20 protein-coding genes are annotated in these 26,329 nt (G+C 53.0%); 16 read left to right on the forward strand and 4 right to left on the reverse strand.

The features are described 5' to 3' along the window. The first annotated feature begins 104 nt into the window (after positions 1 to 104). The 4 genes from E1N14_RS07685 (at position 105) to E1N14_RS07700 (ending at position 3,939) form a co-directional block, all read left to right on the forward strand. Entirely contained in the window at positions 105 to 986 is an 882-nt protein-coding gene (locus E1N14_RS07685; RefSeq protein ID WP_025009771.1) for a LysR family transcriptional regulator, read from the forward strand. 236 nt (positions 987 to 1,222) lie between these two features. Further along, a complete protein-coding gene (locus tag E1N14_RS07690; RefSeq protein ID WP_045282451.1) occupies positions 1,223 to 2,320 on the forward strand; it encodes an alkene reductase in 1,098 nt (365 codons plus the stop codon). A 9-nt stretch (positions 2,321 to 2,329) separates the two neighbouring features. After that, entirely contained in the window at positions 2,330 to 3,418 is a 1,089-nt protein-coding gene (locus tag E1N14_RS07695) for an alkene reductase (RefSeq protein WP_025009772.1), read from the forward strand. A gap of 98 nt (positions 3,419 to 3,516) precedes the next feature. Next, positions 3,517 to 3,939, forward strand: a complete 423-nt coding sequence (locus E1N14_RS07700) for a VOC family protein (RefSeq protein ID WP_025009773.1) — start codon at positions 3,517 to 3,519, stop codon at positions 3,937 to 3,939. Positions 3,940 to 4,038: 99 nt separating this feature from the next. On the opposite strand, the gene E1N14_RS07705 is transcribed toward E1N14_RS07700, so the two are convergent. Next, entirely contained in the window at positions 4,039 to 4,926 is an 888-nt protein-coding gene (locus tag E1N14_RS07705) for a LysR family transcriptional regulator (RefSeq protein ID WP_025009774.1), read from the reverse strand. Positions 4,927 to 5,170: 244 nt separating this feature from the next. On the opposite strand from E1N14_RS07705, the gene E1N14_RS07710 reads away from it, so the two are divergent. Both E1N14_RS07710 and E1N14_RS07715 read left to right on the forward strand, forming a co-directional pair. Continuing rightward, positions 5,171 to 6,427 carry an adenylosuccinate synthetase gene (locus E1N14_RS07710; protein ID WP_025009775.1) on the forward strand — a complete coding sequence of 419 codons (1,257 nt, stop codon included), beginning with the start codon at positions 5,171 to 5,173 and terminating at the stop codon, positions 6,425 to 6,427. A gap of 172 nt (positions 6,428 to 6,599) precedes the next feature. After that, positions 6,600 to 6,797, forward strand: coding sequence for a hypothetical protein (locus tag E1N14_RS07715; RefSeq protein WP_025009776.1), 198 nt, complete (start codon positions 6,600 to 6,602; stop codon positions 6,795 to 6,797). A gap of 105 nt (positions 6,798 to 6,902) precedes the next feature. Here the strand turns inward: E1N14_RS07715 and E1N14_RS07720 are convergent, their stop codons facing one another. Beyond that, positions 6,903 to 9,977, reverse strand: a complete 3,075-nt coding sequence (locus tag E1N14_RS07720) for a MexW/MexI family multidrug efflux RND transporter permease subunit (RefSeq protein WP_062793782.1) — start codon at positions 9,975 to 9,977, stop codon at positions 6,903 to 6,905. Continuing rightward, a complete protein-coding gene (locus tag E1N14_RS07725; RefSeq protein ID WP_025009777.1) occupies positions 9,974 to 11,167 on the reverse strand; it encodes an efflux RND transporter periplasmic adaptor subunit in 1,194 nt (397 codons plus the stop codon). The genes E1N14_RS07720 and E1N14_RS07725 overlap by 4 nt, the downstream gene beginning before the upstream one ends. A gap of 119 nt (positions 11,168 to 11,286) precedes the next feature. Between E1N14_RS07725 and soxR the strand changes: the two genes are divergently transcribed. Then, on the forward strand, positions 11,287 to 11,772 hold the full coding sequence (gene soxR, locus E1N14_RS07730; RefSeq protein WP_051546888.1) for a redox-sensitive transcriptional activator SoxR: 486 nt from the start codon (positions 11,287 to 11,289) through the stop codon (positions 11,770 to 11,772). 108 nt (positions 11,773 to 11,880) lie between these two features. Next, positions 11,881 to 12,393 carry a tRNA adenosine(34) deaminase TadA gene (tadA, locus tag E1N14_RS07735; protein WP_025886545.1) on the forward strand — a complete coding sequence of 171 codons (513 nt, stop codon included), beginning with the start codon at positions 11,881 to 11,883 and terminating at the stop codon, positions 12,391 to 12,393. Between the two features lie 244 nt (positions 12,394 to 12,637). On the opposite strand, the gene mltF is transcribed toward tadA, so the two are convergent. Continuing rightward, a complete protein-coding gene (gene mltF, locus E1N14_RS07740) occupies positions 12,638 to 14,089 on the reverse strand; it encodes a membrane-bound lytic murein transglycosylase MltF (protein WP_062793781.1) in 1,452 nt (483 codons plus the stop codon). Positions 14,090 to 14,380: 291 nt separating this feature from the next. Here mltF and purL point away from each other — a divergent pair, with 291 nt between their 5' ends. The 8 genes from purL (at position 14,381) to yidZ (ending at position 26,325) form a co-directional block, all read left to right on the forward strand. Next, on the forward strand, positions 14,381 to 18,262 hold the full coding sequence (purL, locus tag E1N14_RS07745) for a phosphoribosylformylglycinamidine synthase (protein ID WP_062793780.1): 3,882 nt from the start codon (positions 14,381 to 14,383) through the stop codon (positions 18,260 to 18,262). A 1,177-nt stretch (positions 18,263 to 19,439) separates the two neighbouring features. After that, positions 19,440 to 21,014 carry a cytochrome ubiquinol oxidase subunit I gene (locus tag E1N14_RS07750; protein WP_025886552.1) on the forward strand — a complete coding sequence of 525 codons (1,575 nt, stop codon included), beginning with the start codon at positions 19,440 to 19,442 and terminating at the stop codon, positions 21,012 to 21,014. Positions 21,015 to 21,030: 16 nt separating this feature from the next. Next, positions 21,031 to 22,170 carry a cytochrome d ubiquinol oxidase subunit II gene (cydB, locus tag E1N14_RS07755; protein WP_028779211.1) on the forward strand — a complete coding sequence of 380 codons (1,140 nt, stop codon included), beginning with the start codon at positions 21,031 to 21,033 and terminating at the stop codon, positions 22,168 to 22,170. A gap of 12 nt (positions 22,171 to 22,182) precedes the next feature. Beyond that, positions 22,183 to 22,296, forward strand: coding sequence for a cytochrome bd-I oxidase subunit CydX (cydX, locus tag E1N14_RS07760; RefSeq protein WP_025009779.1), 114 nt, complete (start codon positions 22,183 to 22,185; stop codon positions 22,294 to 22,296). Between the two features lie 60 nt (positions 22,297 to 22,356). Further along, positions 22,357 to 22,941: a nucleotidyltransferase family protein gene (locus tag E1N14_RS07765; RefSeq protein WP_025009780.1), complete on the forward strand. Its 585-nt coding sequence runs from the start codon at positions 22,357 to 22,359 to the stop codon at positions 22,939 to 22,941. A gap of 417 nt (positions 22,942 to 23,358) precedes the next feature. Beyond that, complete coding sequence (gene ompW, locus E1N14_RS07770; RefSeq protein WP_025009781.1) at positions 23,359 to 24,006, forward strand: outer membrane protein OmpW; 648 nt, start codon at positions 23,359 to 23,361, stop codon at positions 24,004 to 24,006. A gap of 152 nt (positions 24,007 to 24,158) precedes the next feature. Continuing rightward, the gene (locus tag E1N14_RS07775; protein WP_243889818.1) at positions 24,159 to 25,391 is read left to right on the forward strand and encodes an MdtL family multidrug efflux MFS transporter; all 1,233 of its coding nucleotides are present in this window, start codon (positions 24,159 to 24,161) and stop codon (positions 25,389 to 25,391) included. Then, entirely contained in the window at positions 25,360 to 26,325 is a 966-nt protein-coding gene (gene yidZ / locus E1N14_RS07780) for an HTH-type transcriptional regulator YidZ (RefSeq protein WP_062793779.1), read from the forward strand. The genes E1N14_RS07775 and yidZ overlap by 32 nt, the downstream gene beginning before the upstream one ends. The last annotated feature ends 4 nt before the right edge of the window (positions 26,326 to 26,329 follow it).

The raw sequence follows: 26,329 nt of genomic DNA on the forward strand, positions 1-26,329 counted from the left end.
TGCGAGCATTATGCGTAGAAATCAGTTTGTCAAAAATAAGTGTTTTAGTCGGTGATATTTGCTATAAATGCAAAAAATGTTGGCGATGTATTTAGGTAAGAGTGATGAAAACACGCTCCGATGACTTGGCAATACTGCTGGCGGTTGTAGACAATGGTGGCTTTTCTCCGGCAGCTGAGCTTTTGGATATCCAGGTCTCGCGGGTTTCAAGGGCGGTGAGTAAGGTTGAGAGTCAGCTTGGGGTTTCAATACTCAATCGTACTACGCGCCGCATAGAATTAACCGAGGAGGGACGGCAGTTTATTGATACAGTTCGTCTTGGCTTGTCGCAAATTCAGCAAGCAGAAGAAGAGATTATCACCAGAGGGACATTACCCAAGGGGCGTCTACGCGTCGATGCCGCAAGTCCGTTTGTGTTTCACCAACTGGTGCCGCTTATCCAGCCCTTTATGCAAGTCTTTCCGGATATTGAACTGGAACTGACATCCAACGAAGGGTTTGTTGATCTGTTGGAAAAGAAAACAGATCTAGCGATTCGGATAGGTTCTTTAAGCGATTCGACTCTGCACGCACGGCCGCTCGGAAAGAGTTTGCTCTATGTTGTCGCTTCGCCTGAGTACCTCGCAAGACGCGGATTTATCAATAAAAGCAGTGAGCTTATTCATCACGATTTATTGGGTTTTTCCAGCCCTAAAACCCTTAACGATTGGCCGCTCAAAGGGATTGGTCGTATCACCCCAACAATAACATCGAGTAACGGTGAAACGGTGAGACAGCTGGCATTACAGGGCAATGGTATCGCTTGCTTATCGGGATTTATGGTGAAGAAAGATATCAGTGAGGGGCGTTTAATCCCGTTATTGGAAAGAGAAAAAATCACCAATATAGGACGAGAGCAGATTAATGCCGTTTATTATAAATCCTCCAATGTTGCCAAGCGTATCTCTGCTTTTATTGACTTTATTCAGCCTAAATTGACGCTATGATTCGGCTTTGGGCAAGCTCTCTTTGCGGTTTGCGTCGGCGGTAATTCAGTCCTCCTCTAACGTTATTTGTACCTTCCATGGTTCAAGGGAGTCGAATGCTTTTCCTTATCTGGCATTGGGCTTTTATGTTACTTGGCAATTTTTGCGTATATGACAAAAATGATTTGTCTTTATTGCTCTCAATGCCTCTCTTTGGGTTTGTTACTATGCCTGCCATCACATGAGAGGGCTTTTCTATGACACAATCACTTTTTCAATCGATCAAACTGGGTGAGCTACTGCTCAACAACCGAGTTGTCATGCCACCTATGACGCGCTCAAGAGCCAGTCAACCAGGCGATGTGGCCAACGAGATGATGGCAACCTATTATGCGCAGCGTGCCGGTGCGGGCTTGATTGTCTCAGAGGGGACACAGATTTCCGCCATGGCAAAAGGTTATGCGTGGACGCCGGGGATCTACACTCCCGAGCAGATCGCCGGTTGGCGCAGAGTGACTGAGGCTGTGCATGCCAAAGGCGGTGCGATTTTTGCGCAGTTGTGGCATGTGGGGAGAGTGACTCATCCGGACAATATTGGTGGTTTGCAGCCTATCTCGTCATCAGACATTAAGGCAGAGAACGTGAAAGTGTTCGTCGATAATGGCAGCGACAAACCCGGTTTTGTCGATGTGGTTCAGCCCAGGGCAATGACAAAGGCCGATATAGAGCAAGTTATCGCTGATTATCGTCAAGCAGCGCTCAATGCTATTGAAGCCGGTTTTGATGGCATTGAATTACATGCCGCCAATGGCTACTTGATTAACCAGTTTATTGATTCTGAAGCAAACAATCGTGGTGATGAGTACGGTGGCAGCCTTGAAAACCGTCTTCGTTTTCTTGATGAAGTGGTTACGGCATTGGTTGACGCCATTGGTGCAGATCGCGTCGGAGTGCGTCTGGCACCGCTGACCACACTCAACGGCACCGTGGATGCAAACCCTATTGAAACCTATACCGCTGCTGCAGCACTACTCAATCGACATCGCATTGTTTATTTGCATATTGCCGAAGTGGACTGGGACGATGCGCCCGATACACCGCTTTCGTTCAAGCAAGCGCTCCGTGAAGCCTATCAAGGAGTGTTGATTTATGCCGGACGCTATAACTTGGAGAAGGCAGAGCAAGCCATTAACGCTGGCCTGGCCGATATGATAGGTTTTGGTCGGCCTTTTGTTGCCAATCCAGATCTGCCGGAGCGTTTGCGACGGGGCTATCCCTTAGCTGAACATGATCCCAATACCCTATTCGGGGGCGGTGAAGCAGGGCTCATTGATTATCCAAGTTATCAGGCATAAGGGGGTAGCATGTTAACAGCATTCCATGGTCAAGCATTGAAGACCAACAATCGCATCGTCATGGCCCCCATGACACGTTCACGTACTTCTCAACCGGGAGACATTCCCAATGAGATGATGGCTGAGTATTATCGGCAACGCGCCAGTGCCGGGCTCATTATTACAGAGGGAGCACCGGTTTCAGCCATCGCGAGAGGCTATTCGATGACCCCCGGGATTTATACCCCTGAGCAGATCCAAGGCTGGAAAAAGGTCACTCAAGCTGTCCATCAGCAAGGGGGAAAAATCTTTGTTCAACTTTGGCATGTGGGGCGTCGCAGCCATGCCAATATCGCCGGCTCGCAACCTTTGGCACCATCGGCGATTAGCATTCCAGATCAGGTGTTTGGCCCGTTGGCTGAAGGCGGCTTCGGTATGGTGGCAACACAACAGCCAAAAGCGATGACGGAAGCAGAGATTAAAGCCACTACCGCAGATTTTGTGCAAGCAGCCCAAAATGCAATAGACGCGGGGTTTGATGGCGTTGAAGTGCACGCCGCACATGGTTATCTGTTCGACACTTTCTTAAGGCTGGAAAGTAATCAACGACAAGATCAATATGGTGGCAATCAAGAGAATCGGATGCGTTTCTTGCTGGAAACGCTACAGGCACTTTGTGAGGCGATTGGCGCAGGCAAGGTCTCTGTACGTTTGTCCCCTTATGTTAACGAAGGCTTTGCCGGCGAGGACCCGGAAATCGTGCCTTTGACGTTGGCCTTGCTGGAAAAGTTGCAGCCGATGAATCTTGCATATGTGCACTTTTCGGAGAATATCTCCCGTTACTCGGTAGTACCCGAGGCATTTCGTCGCCAGGTTCGCAGTGTATATAGCAATCCTATTATGGTGGCGGGCAAGCTGACCAGGCAAACAGCGCAAAGCTTACTCGACAAAAAGTATGCCGACTTTGTTGCCTTTGGTACGCCTTTTGTGACCAATCCGGACTTGGTTGCCCGTTTTACCCATGACTGGCCATTGGCTGAGTTCGATGCAGATGCAAGGCTAACTTTATATGGTGGTGGTGAACAAGGTTATATCGATTACCCAGCTTATGAGGTATAGCCGACAGGGTTCATTGGTTCCCCTGCTGCAGGAATACTGAAGGGATAAAATCTGGGGTTACATCATGTCCAAGTCAGTTCAGCGTATAAGGTAAGAAGATGAAGCAGAACATTGTCCATATTGCACTGGTAGTAAAAGACTACGATGAAGCAATCGATTTTTATACCAATAAGCTTCAATTTGAGCTTATTGAAGACACTTACCAACCAGAGCAGGATAAGCGCTGGGTTGTAGTTGCGCCGCCCAATTCCCATGGAGTGGCTTTGTTGTTGGCAAGAGCTTCAAAACCTGAGCAATTAGACTTCATTGGTAATCAAGCGGGAGGTCGTGTATTCCTTTTCTTGAATACCGATGACTTCTGGCGAGACTACGAGCGTATGCAGTCAGTAGGTATCGAGTTTGTACGTGAACCCCAAGAGCAGGATTACGGTACGGTAGCGGTATTTAAAGATTTGTATGGCAACCTTTGGGATTTACTTCAGTTGAATCCTGAGCATCCAATGGCGAAAAGGCAAGCATAACAAATGGCTATGGCGTCAATGGTTATTTTTCAATCTGACGCCGGCTTGTTAAGTTTCCCTGCAGCAGGAAGTCGTTGAATGCCAGTTAACTCCACACAGTTAACCCACACTCGGCGACTGCAATATCTCTTCATCCACCCAATGGAGCAGTTTCTTGATGGCTTTGGATAGCACCTGGTTCTGACGCACTATGTAACCCAGGCTGGCGGAAGGGAAGCTGGGCAGTGGGGTAATGCTGGACTGCAAATTGAGTTTCGGATGCAGAGCAAAGTCCGGCACTATGGCGATGCCGAAGCCGGCTTCGGCCCAGTCGATTTGGGCATCCACGCTGCCCACTTCCATGATGCGGTATTCCGGCAGTTTGAGCTCAGGCAGTGCCGGGTCAATCAGATCCCGGGTGCGGGTGTCGTGCCCCAGTAGTATCAAGGTCGGTGCTTCCTGCGGGCTGGGGACTTTTCCTCTCTGCCAGGCCTTGAGATCATTGCCCAAGGCGTACCATTTCACTTGTTTCAGCTCGGTAAAATGCAGCGGCTGACTCTCTTTTTGCGCCATCACAAAGCCGAGATCGGCCTTGGCACTTTTTACCAGGTCTGCCGCCTGCGAGGAGGTGGTGTTCAGCAGAGTCAGGTCGATGCCGGGGAATTCGGTTTTGAACGACTGAAACGGGCCTATCAACAGCCATCTGGAAATAATATCGCTGGCGGCTATGGTCATGGTGCCCTGGCACAGATCATTGATGGCGTTGAGATCGGCCTGGCAACTTTGCAGCTCCATCAGGGTGTTGTGCGCACTCCTTAGCAAGCGCTCACCGGCTTGGGTCAGCCGAAATGGATTACGCTCAATCAGCTTTACTCGGGTAGTTTGCTCCAACTGTTTGATATGCAAGCTGACATTGGGTTGAGTCATATGCAGCTCATTGGCCGCCTTGCCGAAGTGTTCCAGGCGGGCCAGGGTGACAAAGGTTTTAAGCCAGTGGAGTTCGAGCATAGCAGCCTCTTTAAGAGTTTTTTAAGCGGTACTTTTGCAGCTTTGGGGCAGGCGCATTATGGTTGGCGGCTTGGCCTTGGTCTTAGTCATGGCCTTAATCATGGCCTTGGCCACGGCAATGACCCGCTATTTCGATGCAAAGTATCCCGATATGGATTTCTTATCAAGCCAATAATGATTATTAATTTTTCTTATTTATGCCGTGGTCATAGGATAGACAGGTTTTTGTTTAGGAGAACTGGAAATGTCGTCTATCGTTGTAGTTGGTGCAAACTGGGGTGATGAAGGTAAAGGCCGTATCGTGGACTATCTGGCAGATAGCGCAGCGGCGAGTATACGTTTTCAGGGCGGCAACAATGCCGGCCACACAGTTGTGAATGACTTTGGTACATTCAAACTGCATCAACTGCCTAGCGGCGTATTCAATCCTGGTTGTTTGGCGGTATTGGGCCCCGGCATGGTGATAAGCCCGGCGCCACTTTCCGAAGAGATTGCCGAGGTAAAAGCCGCCGGCGTCAATGTCAATCTGTGCATTTCCGACCGGGCGACTCTGTGCCTGCCAATCCACGCCATTGAAGATACTCTGGAAGAGGAGCGTCTCGGTGACGGCGCTTACGGTTCTACCCGCCAGGGCATTGCCCCGGCTTACGGTGACCGGGTAATGAAAAAAGGTATTCTGGTGGGTTGGTTGAAGCAGCCTGAAGTACTGCGTGAACGTATCCAGTTTATGCTGGACTGGAAACTGCCGCAGCTCAAGGCGCTGTATCCCTCCTTTGAATTTTCGCAAACCGCAGAAGAGATGACAGCCTGGTTGCTGGAAGTGTCTGCCCCTTGGCGTGATGCCATCTGCAACGTGAGCGAGCCACTGAAAGCGCTGCAGGCAAAAGATGAAAACCTGTTGTTTGAAGCCCAGTTGGGCGCGGGTCGTGACCTTGTTTACGGTGAATACCCTTGGACCACGTCTTCCAACGTGACCGCCGCTTATGCCGGTCTCGGCAGTGGTTTACCGGCACTGCACCCCGAGCGGGTGATTGCCGTAGCCAAGTCCTTCAGCTCATCAGTGGGAACCGGTACCTTGATTACTGCCATGGAAGAGCAGGACAGCTTCCGCGAAGCCGCCAATGAGTATGGCGCGGTAACCGGGCGTCCCCGTGATATGGGCTATTTCGACGCCGTGGCCACCCGTAATGGTGTCGAGCTGCAGGCGGCTACCGAAGTGGCGCTGACCAAGCTGGATTGTTTGAGTGGGATGCAGGATCTTAAAATCTGCATCGATTATCAGGGCGATCACAGCGAAAACCCTATTTGGCCACAAACCTCAGCCTTGGCGCCGGTTTATGAGCAGATGGAAGGCTGGAGCGAAGATATAACGGCTTGCCGCACCTTTGAGAGCCTGCCTCTGGCGGCGCAAAAGTATGTGCAGCGGGTTGAAGAGCTGATGGGCGTACCGGTAAAAATGATCTCTGTCGGCCCGGAGCGGGCGCAGATGATCCTCCGCTAACAGCCTCTTGTGTGCCAGGCCGCAAACTTAGCTTGTTAAAGAGAGCGGAATAAAGAGAACTGATTGAGGGCCCCATTCACTTTTACCGAGTGAATGGGGCCCTTTGGTTTTATTGGCTTGCAAGATAAACTCTTGGAGACATGGACTTGCTCCGGAAAAAGGAATAATGACCATGAGCAAACAGCAGGAAACGGCAAAACCAAACTCAATATCTCAGCGAGATGAGCCGCTGGTTCGGCGGCTCACGGATGATGAGATAGCCGAGCTCAGGCGGGATATGGCCGAATCGGCTGCCTGGATGCGCGCCGAATTGAAACGGCGCAGGGAAGCCAAAGATAAAGCGGACAAGCCTCAGGAAGCACAAGACTAAGGAATCGTCATGCCGCAAAATCGAATGCGGTGAAGTTAAGGAGCGCTGCGAATAATAAACTGCCCGCAATCGCGGGCAGTTTGGTCTTTCTATAGCGAGCCCGAGTTACTGGCTCTGCAATACAGGCGCCAACTGCTGCTGTCTTTCATCTATGCGGGTATGGTCCCGTGCCAGCAGGGTGTAGATGGTCGGCAATATAAACAGGGTAAACAGCGTGCCTATCAACATGCCGGAAACGATCACCAGGCCCAGACCGAAACGACTGGCGGCACCGGCGCCGCTGGCAAACAGCATGGGGATAAGCCCAAATACCATGGCGGCCGTGGTCATCAGCACCGGCCGCAGTCGGATCCTGGCGGCTTCCAGTATCGCCAGTTGACGGCTCAACTGTTTTTGCTGTTGCAGCTCGTTGGCAAACTCCACCATTAAAATACCGTGTTTACTGATAAGGCCTATCAGAGTGACCAACCCTATCTGGGTGTAGATATTGAGAGTGGTCAACCCCAGCGCCAGTGGCAGCAGGGCGCCGCAGATGGACAAAGGCACAGTGATCAGAATGATAAGCGGGTCAATCAGGCTTTCATACTGCGCCGCCAGCACCAGATAGATGATCAGCAGTGCAGCGATAAAGGCAAAGGCCAAACTGTTGCCTTCGTGCACATATTGGCGCGAGTCAGACTGCCAGTCATGGCTGTAGTCGGCGGGCAGTGCTGCAAGCTGCTGCTCGAGGAAGGCCACAGCTTGCCCCATGCTGACTCCCGGCGCTGGAATCGCCTGCAAGGTGGCGGCATTTTGCTGGCCGAACTGACTCAGACGGTTTGGCTCGACTCCGCGCTCGAGTGTGACCAGGCCGGAGAGGGGCACCAGAGTGCCATCAGTGCTGCGTACATACTGTTTGCCAAGCTCTTCGGCCGAGAGGCGTTGTTCCCTCAGGCTTTGGGGGATCACATCATAGGCGCGGCCATCCATGGCGAAGCGATTGACATAGTTCTCGCCCACCAGCCGCGCCAATGACTCGGCGATATCCTGCATCCTCACCCCTAAGCTGTTGGCCTTGGCCCTGTCGACACTGAGTTGCACCACTGGGTTGTTGTAATCCAGATCGCTGTCTACCACGACAAACAAACCGCTCTGGCGCGCCGCCTGCTTGATTTGCTCCATGGTTTGATAAAGCTCGGGGTAAGCGCCGGGGGAGCGCAATACCATCTGCACCGGCAGCCCGCCGGTGGAACCGGGCAGGGGCGCCAACTGGAAGGCAAAGATACTGCTGCCCGGGATAGTGCCCGCCAGTTGCTGCAGCTCGGCCTGAATAGCACTGGCGTCGCGGCTGCGTTCACTCCAGTCACTGAGATTGATACCGCCGAAACTGGCCGCCGGGCCGTCGGTGCCATTGATTATCCAGGTACCCTGGGTTTCCGGGATCCGGGTAAATATTTGATCCAACTGCCGGTTGAAGTGCTCGGCATACTCGAGATTGGCATGTTGCGGCGCCTTGATGGCGGTTAATACGCCGGCCTGATCTTCCGTGGGGGCCAATTCCCGCTGCGGCTGCAAATAGAGCCATGGAAGAGCAAGCATCACCAGCAGGGCGAAGCCCAAGCTAAGGGTTCTGTGGGCGAGCGACCATTTCAGCAGACGGCCATAGCTATCGCCCAAGCGCTCGAAAAAATGCTCGGCAGCGCGAGCCAGTCGGCCTTCGCTCTGCTTAGGTTGCAGCAGCATTGAGCTCATTACCGGCGATAAGGTCAGGGCGACTATGCCGGAGACAAGTACAGCACCGGCCAGGGTCAGGGCAAACTCACGAAACAGGCTGCCGGTGAGGCCGCCCATCAAGCCTATGGGGGCATAAACCGCCGCCAGGGTAATGGTCATGGCTATCACAGGGCCGGCCACTTCGCGGGCGCCTATCAGGGCAGCTGCCACCGGGTGTTTCCCCTCTTCGATATGGCGGTGGACATTTTCTACCACCACAATGGCGTCATCCACCACCAGGCCTATGGCCAGCACCATGGCCAAGAGAGTGAGCAGGTTAATGCTGAAACCAAAGGCCAGCATCAGTGCAGCGGCGCCGAGCATGGATAGGGGAATGGTGGCTATCGGGATCAGCACAGAGCGCAGCGACCCGAGACACAAGAGGATCACCAGTACAACTATCAGCAGTGCTTCGAGCAAGGTGCGCAGCACTTCATCTATGGATGCCTGAATAAAGCGGGCGTTTTCATAGGCAAGTTCCACCCGAACACCCGGCGGCAAGGTTTTGCGGATCTCCGGCAACTGTTTGCGAATGCCATCCACAATGATCAGAGGATTGCCCTTAGGGGTGGCAAATAGCCCCAGATGCACAGCTGCCTGACCATCCATGGAGGCGCTGCTTTCTTTGGAAGCGGCGCCCAGTTCCACAGTGCCGACATCACCGAGGCGTACCAAGTCCCGCCCATCGTTTTTCAATACCAGATCGCGAAAGGCTGCGACATCAGTGATATCGGTATTCACCTTAATATTGGCGACAACAAACTGGCCCTTGACCACACCGGGAGCGGCCTGAAAGTTGTTGCGTCGCAGCGCATCGGCCACATCGGCGGCCGTCAGGCCTCGTCCGGCAAGCTTGTCGCTGTCGAGCCACAGGCGCACCGCCAGTTGTTGACCGCCAAACTGCTGGACCTTGGCCACACCGGTAATGCTGGCAAATCTGGGCTCGACCACCCGCGACAGATAGTCGGTCAGGGCCGGAATGCTCAGGCTGTCACTGGCAAAACCGACATAAGCCACGGCGGTGGATTCACCCGAGGAGCGCTCGATAACAGGATCGAAGGCATCCTTGGGCAATTTGTAGCGCACGGCACTGACCTTGGCCATCACTTCGGTCAGAGCCTGGGTGGAGTCACTGTTGAGTGTCATCCTGAGTTGAATTTGACTGCGGCCCTGGGTGGAGGATGAGGAGATAAAATCGACGCCCTCCACTGATGACAGCGCCTGAGTCAGCACCTGGGTCACAAAGCCCTGCATTAGCTCGGCCGAGGCGCCGGGATATTGGGTTGTCACACTGATAGTGGCGTTTTCCAGCTGCGGATATTGGCGCACCGGCAACTTGCCAACGGAGAACAGCCCCAGCAACAGGATAAGACTGCTGACCACCAGTGCCAGCACAGGACGCTCGACAAAACGGTCGGTGAATCTCATTGTGATTGCCCCTTGCTCTGATAAAGCAGCGCTGCGGTGAGGCTGTCCTGGCCCGTGCTGCTGACCTGGACGCCATCGCTCAGCCTGAGTTGACCGGAGGTGACCACTAGTTGATCAAGCGACAGGCCGGAGATGACCTCGACCCAGCCATTCTGACGTTGGCCGGTTTTAACCGCCACTTTGTGGGCCGTGAGGCTTTGTTCTCCGACATCGACCCGAAACACGGTTTCGCCCCAGGTGTTATAGGTGATGGCGCTTTCGGGGATCATCAGCGCATGGCGTCTGGACTTTTCCAATGCTACCCGGGCAAACATGCCGGCTCTCAGCTTGGCGGCGCCATTCTCCTGGCTTGGATAGCTGGCCGCCTTTTCGGCAGGCTTGTCGTCGACTCCCTCTTTATCATCGGACTCGCCGTCAATAGGTTTTGGCAGCAATATCGCCTGCAGTTGCAGCATTCGTGAGCTGCCGACAATCGGCTCTATGGCGCTCAGCCTGGCGGGCCAGCTTTCATCGGGGCGTAAGTCTGTCCAGAGTTGCAATGTCTGCCCAAGCTCAAGTTTATCGGCCTGGGCTTCGCTGATGGCAAAGTTGATTTTGAGCTGGCTGTCATCCACCAATTGGGCGATGGTTTCACCGGCACCAAGGTATTGGCCCAAGTGAATTTTGCGGATCCCCAAGGTACCGGAGAAGGGGGCCTTGATGGCCTTTTGGGCTATCTGAGCCTGGGTTCGGGCGACAGCGGCGCGGGCTATATCGCGCTCGGCCAGCGCATTGTCCAGTGCTTCCCTGGAGGCCAGATTATCGGCGGCCAGGCTAACGAGACGCCGATAGGCACTCTCGGCTGCCAGTAACTGCGCCTCTTGCTGCAACAGTTCGGCTTGCTCCACCGCATCATTGAGCTGCACCAAGAGTTCACCGGCTTTAACCTGTTGCCCCGAGTCGAAGTGCAGCGCCGTCACCCGGCCAGATGTCTCGGCAGCGACGGCGATTTGGGCCGCGGCTTCCAGTTCGCCGACGGCGTCGAGTTGCTGTGGCAGGCTGATTTGTTGCACGCTGGCCAATGACACAGCCACAGGGCCATAGCCATGGCCGCCACTGTCAGCCTCATCATCGGCTTTCAGGCCGTAGGTAAGACCCAGGCCGAGAAGCAGCGAAAGGCCAAGCATCAGAGATAGGGATTTGTTGATCATGATAGCGACAAGTTTCCTGTGTTTTTTGTCGTTTATGTAAAGGGGCCATCCTTGGCGGGGGTTGATTTATTCCTTCGGCGGCACTATAAAACCTCAAGTTAACTTGAGGTCAATAGTCAATGAACACAAAATTTACTGTCGAACCTGAAAATGATGACGAAGGGGCATCCCGCGGTGCTCTGACCATAGGCCAGGTCGCCAAACGCAGTGGGGTACCGGTGTCCACTATTCACTTTTATGAGTCAAAAGGGCTTATCAGCAGCCAGCGCAGCAGTGGCAACCAGCGGCGCTTTCCCTCGACTGTGCTTAGGTTGATTGCCATCATCAAGGTGGCGCAGCGCACCGGAGTGCCGCTGGAGGAGATAAAGCAGGCACTGGCCAAATATGGCACCAACGCCAAGTTGACGGCGGCGCAGTGGCGGACCATTTCCGCCGAGTTAAGGGCCTCGCTGGATGAGAGGATCAAGAAGCTGACCCGGCTGCGGGACGAGCTGGACAGCTGCATAGGCTGTGGTTGTTTATCGCTGGCCGAATGTCCACTCAGAAACCCAGATGATGTGCTGGGGCAGGAAGGAGCGGGCCCGAGGATCCTGGAGCGGCCTTGAGTCTATGCCGCATGCTGGCGCCGAAAGAGTCGATATCCGCGGATATCGGATTTGGTACTGGTATTCATGCCAGTTATACTGGCGCCGCATTGAGAACGGATGAATAGAATGACAGAGAATCGCGACTTACATTGGATGCAGTTGGCCATGGAGATGGCGCAAAAGGCTGAGGCCCTCGGGGAAGTGCCGGTAGGGGCCGTGCTGGTCAAAGATGACAAGCTTATTGCCTGCGGCTGGAACCAGCCTATTGCCGCCAACGACCCCTGTGCCCACGCGGAAATTCTCTGCCTCAGGCAGGCGGGTAGTCAACTGGAAAACTACCGTTTGCTGGATACTACCCTCTATGTGACGCTGGAGCCTTGCGCCATGTGCGCCGGGGCCATGGTGCATGCCAGGGTGGGGAGACTGGTGTACGGGGCTGCCGATCCCAAGACAGGCGCGGCCGGTTCAGTGCTGGATCTGGTACGTCATCCCCTGTTCAATCACAAGTTGGCGGTCAGTGCCGGGGTGATGGAACAGGAGTGCAGCGAACAGTTGAGCGCCTTTTTCAGGCGACGCAGACAGGAGCAGAAGGCATTGAAGCAGGCAAGGAAGCTTAATCCGCCTGCTGCAGAAAACTGAAGAAGAGTTTGTGACGGTTGAGAATGCGTTTGTGACGGGTTTTAACCAGGCTGCGGCGACGGGCCATTGCATTGTTAATGGTCTTTCTTTTCATAAGCTTACCTTAGTTTATTTAGATGTCTTTGTTAGTTTTTTGGCATCAATGACAAGCTAACAGCTTATTTAAGCTTGCGCCAGCCCCAAATGGCGGGCTGCGCATCAAAGCCAGACTGTTTGGCGCGAAAATGAGTCGTGTGCGGGGTTTTCAGTTGGGCTGGGCACCGCTGAGTTCGGTTTCTTCCCCGGCCTGGGATTCAGCTTCTCTTTGTGCCGCCTCTTCCTGAGCCTGCTCTTTGGCCAGGGCTTCCAGTTTGGCCTGATTGTCTATCCACACCAGAGTGTCGTAGTAACGGCGAATGCTGTCGACATAATGCACCGCCTCGTTGCCTCTGGCATAGCCATAGCGGGTGTGCTGGTAGTATTTGCGCTTTTGCAGCAAGGGTAATACCTGCTTGAGATCTTTCCAGGCACTGGGATTAAGGCCGCTGGCCTGTGCCAACTTACGGGCATCCTCCACATGGCCGTAGCCTATGTTGTAAGAGGCGAGGGCAAACCACATCCGCTCCTCCTCCGGAATAGACTCAGGCAGGCGCACCAAAATGTCGCTCAGATAGCGGGCACCGCCACGGATGCTCTGCTCGGGATCGAGGCGATTCTCCACTCCCAACTGTTTGGCGGTTGCCAGGGTCAGCATCATCATGCCGCGCACGCCGGTCGGTGAGCGGGCCCTGGGGTTCCAGTGCGACTCCTGATAACTGGTGGCGGCCAGCTTACGCCAGTCGAGTTCACCGGCATAGGTTTCAAACAGATGGCGGTACTTGGGCAGCTTGCTGTCGACTGCGCGGATAAAGGCGCGGGTGTCGACATAGTCGAAACGTTTGACATGGCCGAAGTACTTTTCCACCAAGTGTTCCAGCGTGCCGTCTCTTTGTTCCTGGTGCCAGAAACGCAGCAGTTGGCTCATCAGTTGATCGCTGCCCCTGGGTGGCAACAGCCAAACCACAGCCTGTTGCTGCTCCAGCACCTGGCCGGATCTCAGCTCAGGCATAAAACGGCGATTGATATTGATGCTGGTGGAATCTGAAATGGTGTAGCTGAGTTCGCCGCTGGCTATCATGCTCAGTAGCTCTTCATTATCTTTATCTGCGACCTGTTGCCACTCAAGGTTGGGATTATCTGCCTTGAGTCGGTTCAGGGTTTCCACAAACGACGAGTCGGCTATCACAGTAACAGGCGCATCCAGGGCGTTGAGATCTTTGGGGACAGGGGTGCCGGCGCGGTAGACCATCACCTGATTGACCCGATAAAGCGGTGGTCCCAGACGAAACTGCTGTCTGCGGCTACGGGTATCCGACAGCCCGGCGGCAATCAAATCTATCTCGTTTTGTTTCAGCGCCTGGTAGAGCTCATTGATATTGCCATAGGGCTTCATCTCCAGCGGCTTGCCGAGAAAGTCGGCGAAACGCGCCGCCATCTCATAATCAAACCCGGCACTGCCCTGGGTGGAAGAAACATAGATTTGTGGGCCATAGAGGGTGCCAACCCTGAGTTCCTTGGCCTCATTCACCGCAGGGATTACCTGAGCTTCATCCACGACAGCTTGCCGGCAGCCTGCCAGCAAGATTATCAGGGTGAGAGTCGCGGTGAATCGTTTCATTATCTATCGGTAAAAGCCCTTAGCCTGTGGTTTGCCGCTGAGATAGGGGTTATTCCTTTTGTTTGATTAATTTGTAAATAAATTCAATGAATTGTGTCTTGGTTGCAGGCCTGGTATCCCCATGATTGAACCATGGGGGCAGGCACCGGAGGGTATATTACCCCATAGGATTACTTTATATCACAGGAAACACTGTTTTAAGCAAAGTCTGAGGTGATTTGTAGGGCGCATTTACCTATAATAGCGCCACCTCTGACCCTGTAATTATAAATAATAAGGTGATAAGACGTGATGGAGATCATCCGCGGAGCCCCCGCACTCTCGGCATTCAGAGTGCAAAAGCTGATGCAGGCCTGTGAAGCCGCCCAGCTTCCGGTAAAGCAAATCTATGCCGAATATGTTCATTTGGCTTATCTGAGCGAAGCGCTCAACCCCGATGACCAAGCGCAGTTGAGTAAGATTCTAACCTACGGTCCGGCCATCGAATCCCACGAGCCCCAAGGCACTCTCCTTTTTGTTACTCCCCGTCCCGGTACTATTTCTCCCTGGTCTTCCAAAGCCACCGATATCGCCCAAAACTGCGGCCTCAAGCAGGTAAAACGTTTGGAACGCGGTCTGGCTTACTATGTGGAATCCGACGCTCTGAGCTGCGAACAGCTCAAGAGCCTCAAGGCGCTGCTGCATGACCGCATGATGGAAGTGGTACTGGACAGCTTTGAAGCGGCCGATGTGCTGTTTGCCCGCACTGAGCCCAAGCCTTTTGTCAGCGTCAACATTCTCGGCGAAGGCCGCAGAGCGCTGGAAATCGCCAACCGCGAAATGGGCCTGGCGTTGGCCGATGATGAAATCGACTACCTGGTCACCAATTTCCTGCGCCTTGAGCGCAACCCCAACGACATTGAACTTATGATGTTCGCCCAGGCGAACTCAGAGCACTGTCGTCACAAGATCTTCAACGCCGATTGGACCATTGACGGTGAAGTGCAGCCAAAGTCGCTGTTCAAGATGATCAAGAATACCTATGAGAAGACCCCGGACTATGTGTTGTCGGCCTATAAAGACAACGCCGCGGTAATGACAGGTTTTGAAGCCGGGCGTTTCTTCCCCGACAGTGACGGCGTTTATCGCTATCACACAGAGCCGATGCATATTCTGATGAAGGTGGAGACCCACAACCACCCGACCGCCATCAGTCCTTATCCTGGTGCTGCAACAGGCTCTGGCGGTGAAATCCGTGACGAAGGCGCTACCGGCCGCGGCTCCAAGCCCAAGGCGGGGTTAACCGGCTTCAGCGTATCCAACCTCAAGATCCCGGGCTTTGTGCAGCCTTGGGAAGGTGACTACGGCAAGCCGGACCGGATTGTGACTGCCTTTGATATCATGATCGACGGCCCTCTGGGCGGCGCCGCTTTCAACAACGAATTCGGTCGTCCGGCCCTGCTGGGTTACTTCCGCACCTACGAGCAGCAGGTTTGCAGCCACAACGGTGTCGAGGTGCGCGGTTATCACAAGCCTATTATGCTGGCCGGCGGCCTTGGCAACATTCGTGAAGAGCACGTACAGAAAGGAGAGATCTCCTTAGGCGCCAAGCTGATTGTACTGGGTGGCCCGGCGATGAACATTGGCCTTGGCGGCGGCGCGGCTTCCTCCATGGCGTCCGGCCAGTCCAGTGAAGATCTGGACTTTGCCTCGGTGCAGCGGGAAAACCCGGAAATGGAGCGCCGCTGTCAGGAGGTTATCGACCGCTGCTGGCAGATGGGCGATGCCAACCCTATCCAGTTTATTCACGATGTGGGCGCCGGTGGTTTGTCCAACGCCTTCCCTGAGCTGGTAAGCGATGCCGGTCGCGGCGGTAAGTTTGAGCTGCGTAACGTGCCTTCCGATGAGCCAGGCATGAGCCCGCTGGAGATCTGGTGTAACGAATCGCAGGAGCGTTATGTGCTGTCTGTGGCAGCCGAAAACCTGGATACCTTCGCCGCCATTTGTGAGCGCGAGCGTGCGCCATTTGCCGTGGTGGGCGAGGCGGTTGCCGAGCAGCACCTGAGCCTGAGCGACGAGCACTTTGACAACAAGCCTATCGACTTGCCGCTGGAAGTCTTGCTGGGCAAACCACCCAAGATGAGCCGTGATGTAGTGAGTCAAAAGGCGCAGTCTGCGGCGCTGGATGAAGCTTCCATCGATCTCGCACAAGCCGTTAAGCGGGTGCTGACTCTGCCAACCGTTGCCGACAAGAGTTTCTTGATCACCATAGGCGATCGCACGGTAACCGGCTTGGTGAACCGCGATCAGATGGTCGGCCCCTGGCAGGTACCTGTGGCGGATTGCGCCGTTACCGCCGCCTCGTTCGACAGCTATGTGGGCGAAGCCATGTCCATGGGCGAGCGCACTCCGCTGGCCTTGCTGGATTTTGGCGCCTCGGCGCGGATGGCCGTGGCCGAATCCTTGCTGAACATGGCCGGTGCCGATATCGGCTCACTGAAGCGCATTAAGCTGTCGGCCAACTGGATGTCTGCAGCCGGTCACCCAGGTGAAGATGCCGGACTCTATGAGGCGGTCAAGGCGGTGGGCGAAGAGCTGTGTCCCGAGCTTGAACTGACCATTCCCGTGGGCAAAGACTCGATGTCGATGAAGACCGCCTGGGAAGACAAGGGCGAGCAGAAGGCGGTTACCGCCCCTATGTCGCTGATCATCTCTGCCTTCGGTGCGGTGCGCGACATTCGCAATACCGTGACTCCTGAGCTGCGTACCGACAAGGGCGAAACTGTATTGTTGCTGGCCGATCTGGCCAAGGGCAAGACTCGTCTGGGCGGTTCCTGCCTGGCGCAGGTGTTCGGTGAGCTTGGCGATATCGCGCCGGATCTGGATCAGGCAGCCGTATTGAAAGGTTTCTTCGAGGTGACTCAGCAGTTGGTGGCCGAGCGGAGCTTGCTGGCTTACCACGACAAGAGTGACGGCGGTCTGTTCACCACCTTGGTGGAAATGGCCTTCGCCGGTCACACTGGCCTGAATGTGGATATTTCTGCGCTGGCCGGCAGCGCCCTGGCGCGCCTGTTCAACGAAGAGTTGGGCGCCGTGCTGCAGGTGAGCAAAGACCAAGCCGCCGAGATTATCAAGGCTTACACTGATGCCGGTGTGGATTGTCATCCGATAGCAGAGCTGAGCGACGATGGCCGCATCCGTATCCAGGATCAATGTGCTGAAATTTATAGTGCTTCACGTACGGAGCTGCGTAAGCTCTGGTCTGAAACCACCTACAGAATGCAGGCGCTCAGGGACAACCCTGAGTGTGCCCGTGAAGAGTTTGACCTCAAGCTGGATGAAACCGATCCCGGCCTGACGGTTAACTTAAGCTTTGATCCGGCAGAAGATGTTGCTGCTCCTTATATCCTCAAGGGCGCTGCGCCCAAGATGGCGATTTTGCGTGAGCAAGGGGTCAACTCGCATATCGAGATGGCAGCCGCCTTCGAGCGTGCCGGTTTTGAAAGCCGCGATGTGCATATGTCGGATATCCTCAGTGGCCGTATCAGCCTGGAAGAGTTTCAGGGGCTGGTGGCCTGTGGTGGCTTCTCTTACGGTGATGTATTGGGCGCCGGTGAAGGTTGGGCCAAGTCCATCCTGTTCAACAGCCGTGCCCGTGAGGACTTCAGCCGCTTCTTCGAGCGTGCCGACAGCTTTGCTCTGGGTGTTTGTAACGGTTGCCAGATGCTCTCCAACCTCAAGGAGATCATTCCGGGTACCGAGCATTGGCCGCACTTTGTCCGTAACCGCTCTGAACGCTTTGAAGCGCGTTTTAGCCTGGTGGAAGTGCAGCAAAGCCCATCGCTGTTCTTCAGCGGTATGGCCGGCTCCAGAATGCCGATTGCCGTTTCCCACGGGGAAGGGCGTGCCGAGTTTGCTTCAGCTGCCGCCATGGCGGCTGCCGAGCAGAGCGGCACTGTGGCGCTGCGTTATGTCAATGGTAAAGGTGAGGTGGCCAGCTTGTATCCACAGAACCCCAACGGCTCGCCCAACGGCTTGTCCGGGATCTGTAGCCTGGATGGCAAAGTCACCATCATGATGCCTCACCCTGAGCGGGTGTTCCGCACAGTCGCCAACTCCTGGCATCCGGAAAACTGGGGTGAAGACAGCCCTTGGATGAGAATGTTCCGTAACGCCAGAGTGAAGTTGGGATAAGGTTAAAAATCATCCCATAAAGGGTAAAAAAAGGCGGGTATTTATAACCCGCCTTTTTTATTTAACTTTTGCCCTACAGTAAAAACTTTAAATCATCAATAGGTTGCACTTTGTTCAATATATTCTTATGTATTGAAGTGTCAAAATGCAGGCTTTACAGCGCTTAACAGGCTAAAGCCGGACTAAGGCTGGAATCACTCTTTAATGGCTGCAGAGACGAAAAAGCCCCATAGGAATACCTATGGGGCCGTTTTGCGCTAACAAAACTTCAAGACAAGCAGTTGCTCAGCTGTGATTAGTAAACCAGTTGAGACTTGTAAAGTTCAACAAAAACAGGCTTGTAGCAGTTAACCAGACGTTCAAAAAACTTTTTCATAACGATATCTCCACACAAAGTTCAGTCAATGTGCGCGGAGGAAGGTCTGCAGATATTGATGTCGGCCGACCCGAGCGTCTCCTTAACACAGGCTACATATTAGTCAACCCTGGCGGCTTTATCAAACGAGAAATAATATGATATGAGATTAGAAAAATTAATCTGAATTTTTGGTGGTTTTTATGTTTGGTTAATTGGCTTTTATTTATTTCACCATAATCAAAAGGTTAAAAAATAATGAGATCGAAGTCACACGATTTGAGTTAGCATATTTAACCTTGAAAATTGTTAAAAAGTTTATTTTAGCTTGTTTGTATATGTTTTTACCTAAAGCATCCAAAATGATGGATTATTTATAGTTGGTGCAAATGCTCTAACAGGATTTTGCCACAAAGTCAATACTCATCCTTGGTGGCTGTGTGCCCCTCCGCAAAACCCAGCTAAAGCCCGGAGTTTGATTGATTTGCGTCAAATTCAAGTGGTATAAAATCAGGGCAAATCTTAGCTGAACTAATAACGCAAGTGCCTGATATTAAATAATTTGCAAATATTGGAACACTGGCAAATGCTGATGCTGATCGCATAAATCTGCAAAAGCGTGATTCGTCTCTCGTTAAGGCCGCCAAAAACCGATTTTTAAGCTTTTGGTGAGTTAAAGCGCAGCAACGCGAATCATTTGGGTGGTTTATCCGGGTTTCCGGGTAGATAAGAAATTAATGAACTAAGCTATCCAACTCACCACCTGTTGTCTTTGATGGGGATCTGAAGACAACGGGCGGAGCACCATGTAAGGAGTCACAAATGATAGTTGAAGAAGTCGTTGAGCTATCGCGCATACAATTCGCGCTGACAGCCATGTATCACTTCTTGTTTGTTCCTTTGACTTTGGGTTTGGCCTTCCTGCTGGCAATCATGGAATCACTCTATGTGATGACAGATAAGCAGATCTACAAGGACATGACTAAATTCTGGGGCAAACTTTTCGGTATTAACTTTGCCCTGGGGGTTACCACAGGTCTGGCAATGGAGTTCCAGTTCGGTACCAACTGGTCCTACTACTCACACTATGTGGGTGACATTTTCGGTGCTCCTCTTGCGATTGAGGGCTTGATGGCCTTCTTCCTGGAATCCACTTTCGTGGGTATGTTCTTCTTCGGTTGGGACAGATTCTCCAAGCGTCAACACTTGGCTGTGACCTGGTTGGTTGCATTGGGAAGTAATTTGTCTGCGCTGTGGATCCTGGTCGCCAACGGCTGGATGCAAAACCCTGTGGGTAGCGTGTTCAACTATGAAACCATGCGTATGGAAATGACCAGCTTCGCGGAAGTGGTATTTAACCCAGTCGCTCAGGTTAAATTTGTTCACACTGTCGCTTCCGGTTATGTGGCCGGTGCCATGTTTGTTTTGGCTATCAGTTCTTACTACATCCTCAAGAAGCGTGACCTGCCATTTGCCCGCCGCTCTTTCGCCATTGCGGCGAGTTTTGGTATGGCCTCTATCCTGTCTGTTATCGTACTGGGTGACGAATCCGGTTATAAAGTTGGTGAAGCTCAGCGGGTGAAACTGGCAGCGATTGAAGCTGAATGGCACACAGAGCCTGCTCCGGCAGCCTTTACTGCGATAGGTTTCCCTAACCAGGAAACCATGCATACCGACTATGCCATCAAGATCCCATATGCCATGGGTATCATAGCTACTCGTTCTATCGATGAAGAAGTGACAGGAATCAAGGATCTGATCGCCGAGCACGAAGTTCGCATCCGCAACGGTATGAAGGCTTATGCCCTGCTTGAGCAGTTGCGTGCCGCCAAGGCTGACCCTGCTATTGAGGAAGATCCTGCGGTTCGCGCGGCTTTCGAAGAGCAGAAAGTTGACCTGGGTTACGGTCTGTTGCTGAAGCGCTACACAGATAAAGTGGTCGATGCCACCGAAGAGCAGATTAAGGCGGCCGCAAGGGATTCTATTCCAAGCGTAGCACCGCTGTTCTGGAGCTTCCGTATCATGGTGGGCCTTGGTTTCGTCATGCTGGTAGTGTTTGCAGCTGCCTTCTGGCAGAGCACCCGTCATCAGATTGAAGAGAAGAAGTGGGTACTCAAAGCTGCGCTCTACAGCTTGCCTCTGCCTTGGATCGCCATCGAGTGTGGTTGGTTTGTGGCCGAGTATGGTCGTCAGCCATGGACTATCTCCGAGATTCTCCCGACCTTTGTGTCTGCTTCCAGCCTGACGGCGGCCGATCTCTGGTTCAGTATCATCAGCATTACTCTGTTCTACACTGTGCTGCTGGTTATCGAGCTCTTCCTGATGTTCAAGTTTGCGCGCCTGGGTCCAAGCAGTCTCAAGACCGGCCGTTATCACTTTGAAAAACTAGAAGCCTGAGCAGAGGGATTTCATTATGTTTGATTATGAAATATTAAGATTTATCTGGTGGTTGTTAGTTGGCGTCTTGCTCATAGGCTTCGCTATTACTGATGGCTTTGACATGGGGGTAGGTGCCTTACTGCCAATCTTGGGTAAGGACGATACCGAGCGCCGGGTGATGATTAACACGGTTGCTCCTCACTGGGATGGTAACCAGGTGTGGTTGATCACCGGTGCCGGTGCCCTGTTCGCCGCTTGGCCTACTGTATATGCCGTTTCTTTTTCCGGCTTTTACGTGGCCATGATCATAGTGTTGCTGGCGCTGTACCTGCGTCCCGTAGGTTTCGACTATCGCTCCAAGATAGAAGATCCACGCTGGCGCAAGAGCTGGGACTGGGCATTGTTTGTCGCAGGTTTTGTTCCTCCGCTGATTATAGGTGTTGCCTTCGGTAACCTGCTGCAAGGCGTGCCTTTCAGCTTCGACGAGTACCTGCGTGCCCACTATGATGGTGGCCTGTTCGGTCTGCTCAATGGCTTTGGCCTGTTGGCCGGTCTGGTCAGTGCCTGTATGTTCATGATGCAGGGTGCTTGCTGGTTGCAGATGAAGACCGAAGGTGAGCTGCGCAATCGCGCCGCTGCAGCTTCACAGTTGACCGCACTGCTGCTGATTGTACTGTTCGGTGCAGCCGGTGTGTGGCTGGCTACCGGTATTGATGGCTATGTGGTGACTTCGGCTCTGGATACTAACGCCGTATCTGACCCAACCATGAAGACAGTTGAAGTTGTTTCCGGTGCTTGGATGGCCAACTACGACAAGTACCCAGTGACCATGCTGTTCCCTGCTTTGGGCCTGTTGGCGCCGGCCTTGGTGCTGCTGACCAGCCGTATGGGGCGTAGCGGTTTCGCCTTCCTGTTCAGCTCACTGGCCATTGCCGGTATCATCCTGACCTGTGGCGCGGCTATGTTCCCATTCGTGATGCCTTCATCACAGGAGCCTAACGTCAGTCTGACCATGTGGGACGCTACTGCCAGCCAGATGACTCTGACTGTGATGACTTGGGTTGCGATCATCTTTGTACCAACAGTGCTGAGTTACACCTGCTGGACTTACTACAAGATGTATGGCCGTCTGAACCGTCAGCACATTGAAAACAACAGCACATCACTTTACTAAGGAGCCTGAATTATGTGGTATTTCACTTGGATACTCGGCATTTTATTGGCTTGTTCCTTCGGTATCATCAATGCTCTCTGGTTGGAAAATACAGAGAACATGGATAGAGACACTGAAGAGAAGTGATAGCTTGAGTTAGAATCGAAAGCCTCCGCCTGCGGGGGCTTTTGTCTTTTTAAGGGGGCTATGGTGGCAAATGATGAGTTAGAGCCGAGAGGGCCGCAGCAGGTCAGTGAAAGTGAGGCGGCTGAGCTGATTGAAAACTGGCTCATGCAGGACAGGATGCGAATGCAGGTACTTGAGTGTGTTGCAAACCTTGGGCCTATTGATGCCTGGGTCGTCGCAGGATTTGTCCGTAATCTGGTGTGGGACAAGTTGCACGGCAGTGTATCCAGGCTCAGCGACATAGATGTGCTCTACTTTGAGCCAAACGACAGCTCGGAAGTCACCGACAGGGCCTATGAGGCCAAGTTGGCCACAGCACTCGACTTACCATGGTCGGTAAAGAACCAGGCCAGAATGCACCTTAAAAACCACCATAAACCCTATACTTCAGTGATTGATGCCATGAGTTACTGGCCAGAGCAGCAAACGGCCCTGGCTGTCAGGTTGAGGGCAGGGGAGCTGCAACTGCTCAATCTGTTCCCGCTTGGCCCATTACTGGCGCTGGAACTCAGTCCTAATCCCAAGAGCACTCCCGGCGTATTCGAGAGTCGGCTCAAGGCCAAGAATTGGTTGGCAAACTATCCGTTGCTCAAGAGGCTTTACTGAGTACTTTCTCAAGCATTCTCTGACACATTTATCTTGCCGATTGCAGTTATTTGGCATCCTCTGCTTCCTTTTCTCTCCAGTTAAAAACACCATTCTGTAAGTGCTGGTCAGCATATCTTACTGTGACTGATTGTTAATTTTTGGTTGTGAGCACCTCGAGCGTCATTGCTCGAAAAATGTACTTTTCTTTCACTTTGGGGTTAGTGGAGTTTTGAACTGGCTCACTTATTTTAAAGGTGTAATATCAATAAATCTTTATTTTGTGTGATCTGTTTCGCGCTTGTTGTATCTAAATCTAGGTACCTATTAAAACGCTTGATGCAGATCAAAAATGTGAAGAGTTAAATCTGGCAGTGTGGCCTCAGTTGTTATGGATGTAATAAAAAACAAAGCGCTGTGTTGTCGCTACGGAGTGAGATGATGAAAAAAAATATCGTATCAGGATTGATTGCCGCCGCCCTTTTTTCTACTGTTGCTGCCCCTGCACTGGCCCACAAGGCCGGTGACTTTATTGTTCGTGCCGGTGCCGTTGTGGTAGCCCCGGACGAGTCCAGCCCGGTTGTGGCCGATATCGCCTCTTTTGGCGTGGACAATAACACCCAGTTGGGTCTGAACTTCGGCTATATGCTGACAGATAACTTTGGTATCGAACTGTTGGCCGCTACCCCGTTCAGCCATGACGTATCTCTGGGGGCACTCGGCAAGATTGCCGAAACCAAGCACCTGCCGCCTACCTTGGTGGCCCAGTACTACTTCGGTAATGCCGAGTCCAAGCTGCGTCCTTACGTGGGTGTCGGTGTTAACTACACCAACTTCTTCGACAATGACTTCACCGATGAAGCTAAAGGTCTGGGTCTGGATAACCTGAGTTTGAGCAACTCTTGGGGCTGGGCTGCACAAGTGGGTCTGGATTATCAGATCAACGATAATTGGCTGGTAAATGCTTCTGTGTGGTACGCCAAGATCAGCACAGACGTGAAATTCACTATGGGCGGTGCCGAGCAGGTTGTTGATACTGACATAGATCCTTGGGTCTATATGATCAGTGTCGGTTACACCTTCTGATCTCCCCCAAATCCAGCTCCCAACCCAAAGCTCCCAACTATTGAAAAGGCGCCTCTGGCGCCTTTTTTGTCATTGGCGTCAGCTGTATGTTTTTCCTCTGAGGAAAATACTCTTGTCTTGATGGCAACTCGCTGGCATCAGTCCGGGCATTTATGCTGACAAGCAAATTCCTGCTCTATCAACTGATCATGCGTTATTACCTTATCTGTGCCTTTGCCTTGGTTTTACTCTATCCATTGGGGATCGATCTCTACTTGGTTGGCTTGCCCGAGATAGCCCTCATCCTAAACGCCGATGAGGCCCAATTGCACAACGCCTTTTCCTGTTATCTGGCGGGCATGGCTCTGGCCATGTTGCTCGGTGGGCATCTTGCCGATAGGCTCGGGCGCAAGCCGGTAGCCCTTTGCGGAGCGTTGATTTTTGTGCTGTCGTCGATTTGGGCCGCCACGACTCTATCAATCACGGCGTTTTTGTTTGCCAGGGCCGGACAGGGTATAGGTGCCGGGGCGGCCTATCTGGTGACCTTTGCCATTCTGCGGGATGTGCTTGATGACCAAAGACGAGCCAAAGTCTTGTCGATGATAAATGGAATTACCTGCATAGTGCCGGTTCTAGCGCCTGTGCTGGGGCATTTGGTTTTGCAGTATTTTCCCTGGCCGGCGCTGTTTGTATTGATGGCTTTGTTGGCTGCGGCGGCGCTGATTTTGTGTTTGGGTTTGCAAGAGTCGCTTCCGGCCAAGACGGCGGAAGAATTGATAGCCGGTGAATCCTTGCTCTGTGTGACTTTCATCAGTCGCTTATTGATCAGTTGTCTGGCCGTGACGGCGATACTCACCTTCGTCAATACTTCGCCCATGCTGTTGATGGAGCAGTTAGGGCTCGACAGTGGTGGCTACGCCTCAGCCATGGGTGGTTTGGCACTGATAAGCATGGTTATGGCCTTTGTTTCTCCCTGGCTAATAGATTCGATTGGCCAACAACGCATGTTGCAACTGTCGCAACTGGCTTTTGCCTTGGCGGCCACTGTACTGCTGTTGGCTGCGTCTCTGGCCGCAGAGCTTTGGCTATATTTGCTGGGCATTGGCTTTGTTTGCGCCGGTTTTTCTGTGGGGTTCGGGGTCACTATGAGCCAGGCTCTGGCCCCCTTTGCTCAGCGCTCGGCTCTGGCAAGTTCCATATTGGGGATCTGCCAGATAAGTTGGTCTGGAGCCTTCATTGCGATAAGTGCCTGGTTTGGATTGACGGCGAGCACTATGTTGATACTGAGCTTGCTGATCGCCGCTTTGGGCAGCATCATACTGCTGTATTTTACCTCGCGCGCTCCAATTAAGACCAATAGCCAATGGAAGCAAGATGAACAGAGCCTTACATCGCCTCGATCTTAACCTCTTGGTCACGCTGCAGATCCTCCTCAGTGAGCGTAGTGTTACCAGAGCGGCCAAACGCCTGTCGGTAACACCTTCTGCCGTAAGTAAATCTTTGACCAAGTTACGTCATTGGTTCGATGACCCTCTATTGGTTCGTTCTCCCCAGGGCCTGCTGCCGACGCCATTGGCGTTGGCATTGGCCGAAGAGTTGGCCGAGCTGTTTCAGTTGGCCAGCAGTATAGTTGCCAAACGCAATGTTGAAGTCCCCAAAGGGGTAGAGTTTCAGCTGATGTTGGAGTCACCATTCTACCTCGAATTGTTGCCTGAACTTCCGGGGTTGATTGATGCCCATTTCCCTGATTCCGTGGTGCGGATCCGCAATTGGGACTATGACTCCTTGGACGCCATTATTTCCGGCAAGGCTGATTTGGGGCTATCGGGGCGTGAGAGTCATCCCGGCTCGCGGGAGACGCTGGCACTCTTGCCTGCGGCCGTGGATTATGAGGTCTTGTTCAGCGACGAGCCCTTGGTATATCTGCGGAAAGATCATCCCGCACTGCAGCAAGTCTGGAACCTGGAGACATTCCTTGAGTATCGGCAAATCAATATCGAGTGGGAAAAATGTGAGGGCTGGGCTCTGGATAGCCTGCTGGCTGAAAAAGGTCTGAAGCGGGATATCGCGTTGTCGGTTTCCCTGTTTGAGCAATCTTTATGGCTGGCATCACAGCCCGGGTCGCAGCTGTTAACCACGGCTCCTGGCTATTGCCGGACCTATGCGGCCAGGACATGCCCTGAGCTGGTGACCCGGCCATTGCCAATGGTTGCGGAAGATAGGGAAAAACTCACCATTCTCTTTACCCTGATGTGGCACAAACGCAACAGCCACAATTCCAAGTTGCGCTGGCTTAAGGAAACCATTCGCCGGCAATTGGAACAGCGGCTGTCGCTTTAAAAGA

Origin of the sequence: Shewanella algae (assembly GCF_009183365.2) — a bacterium.
In the GTDB taxonomy this organism is placed as follows: domain Bacteria; phylum Pseudomonadota; class Gammaproteobacteria; order Enterobacterales; family Shewanellaceae; genus Shewanella; species Shewanella algae.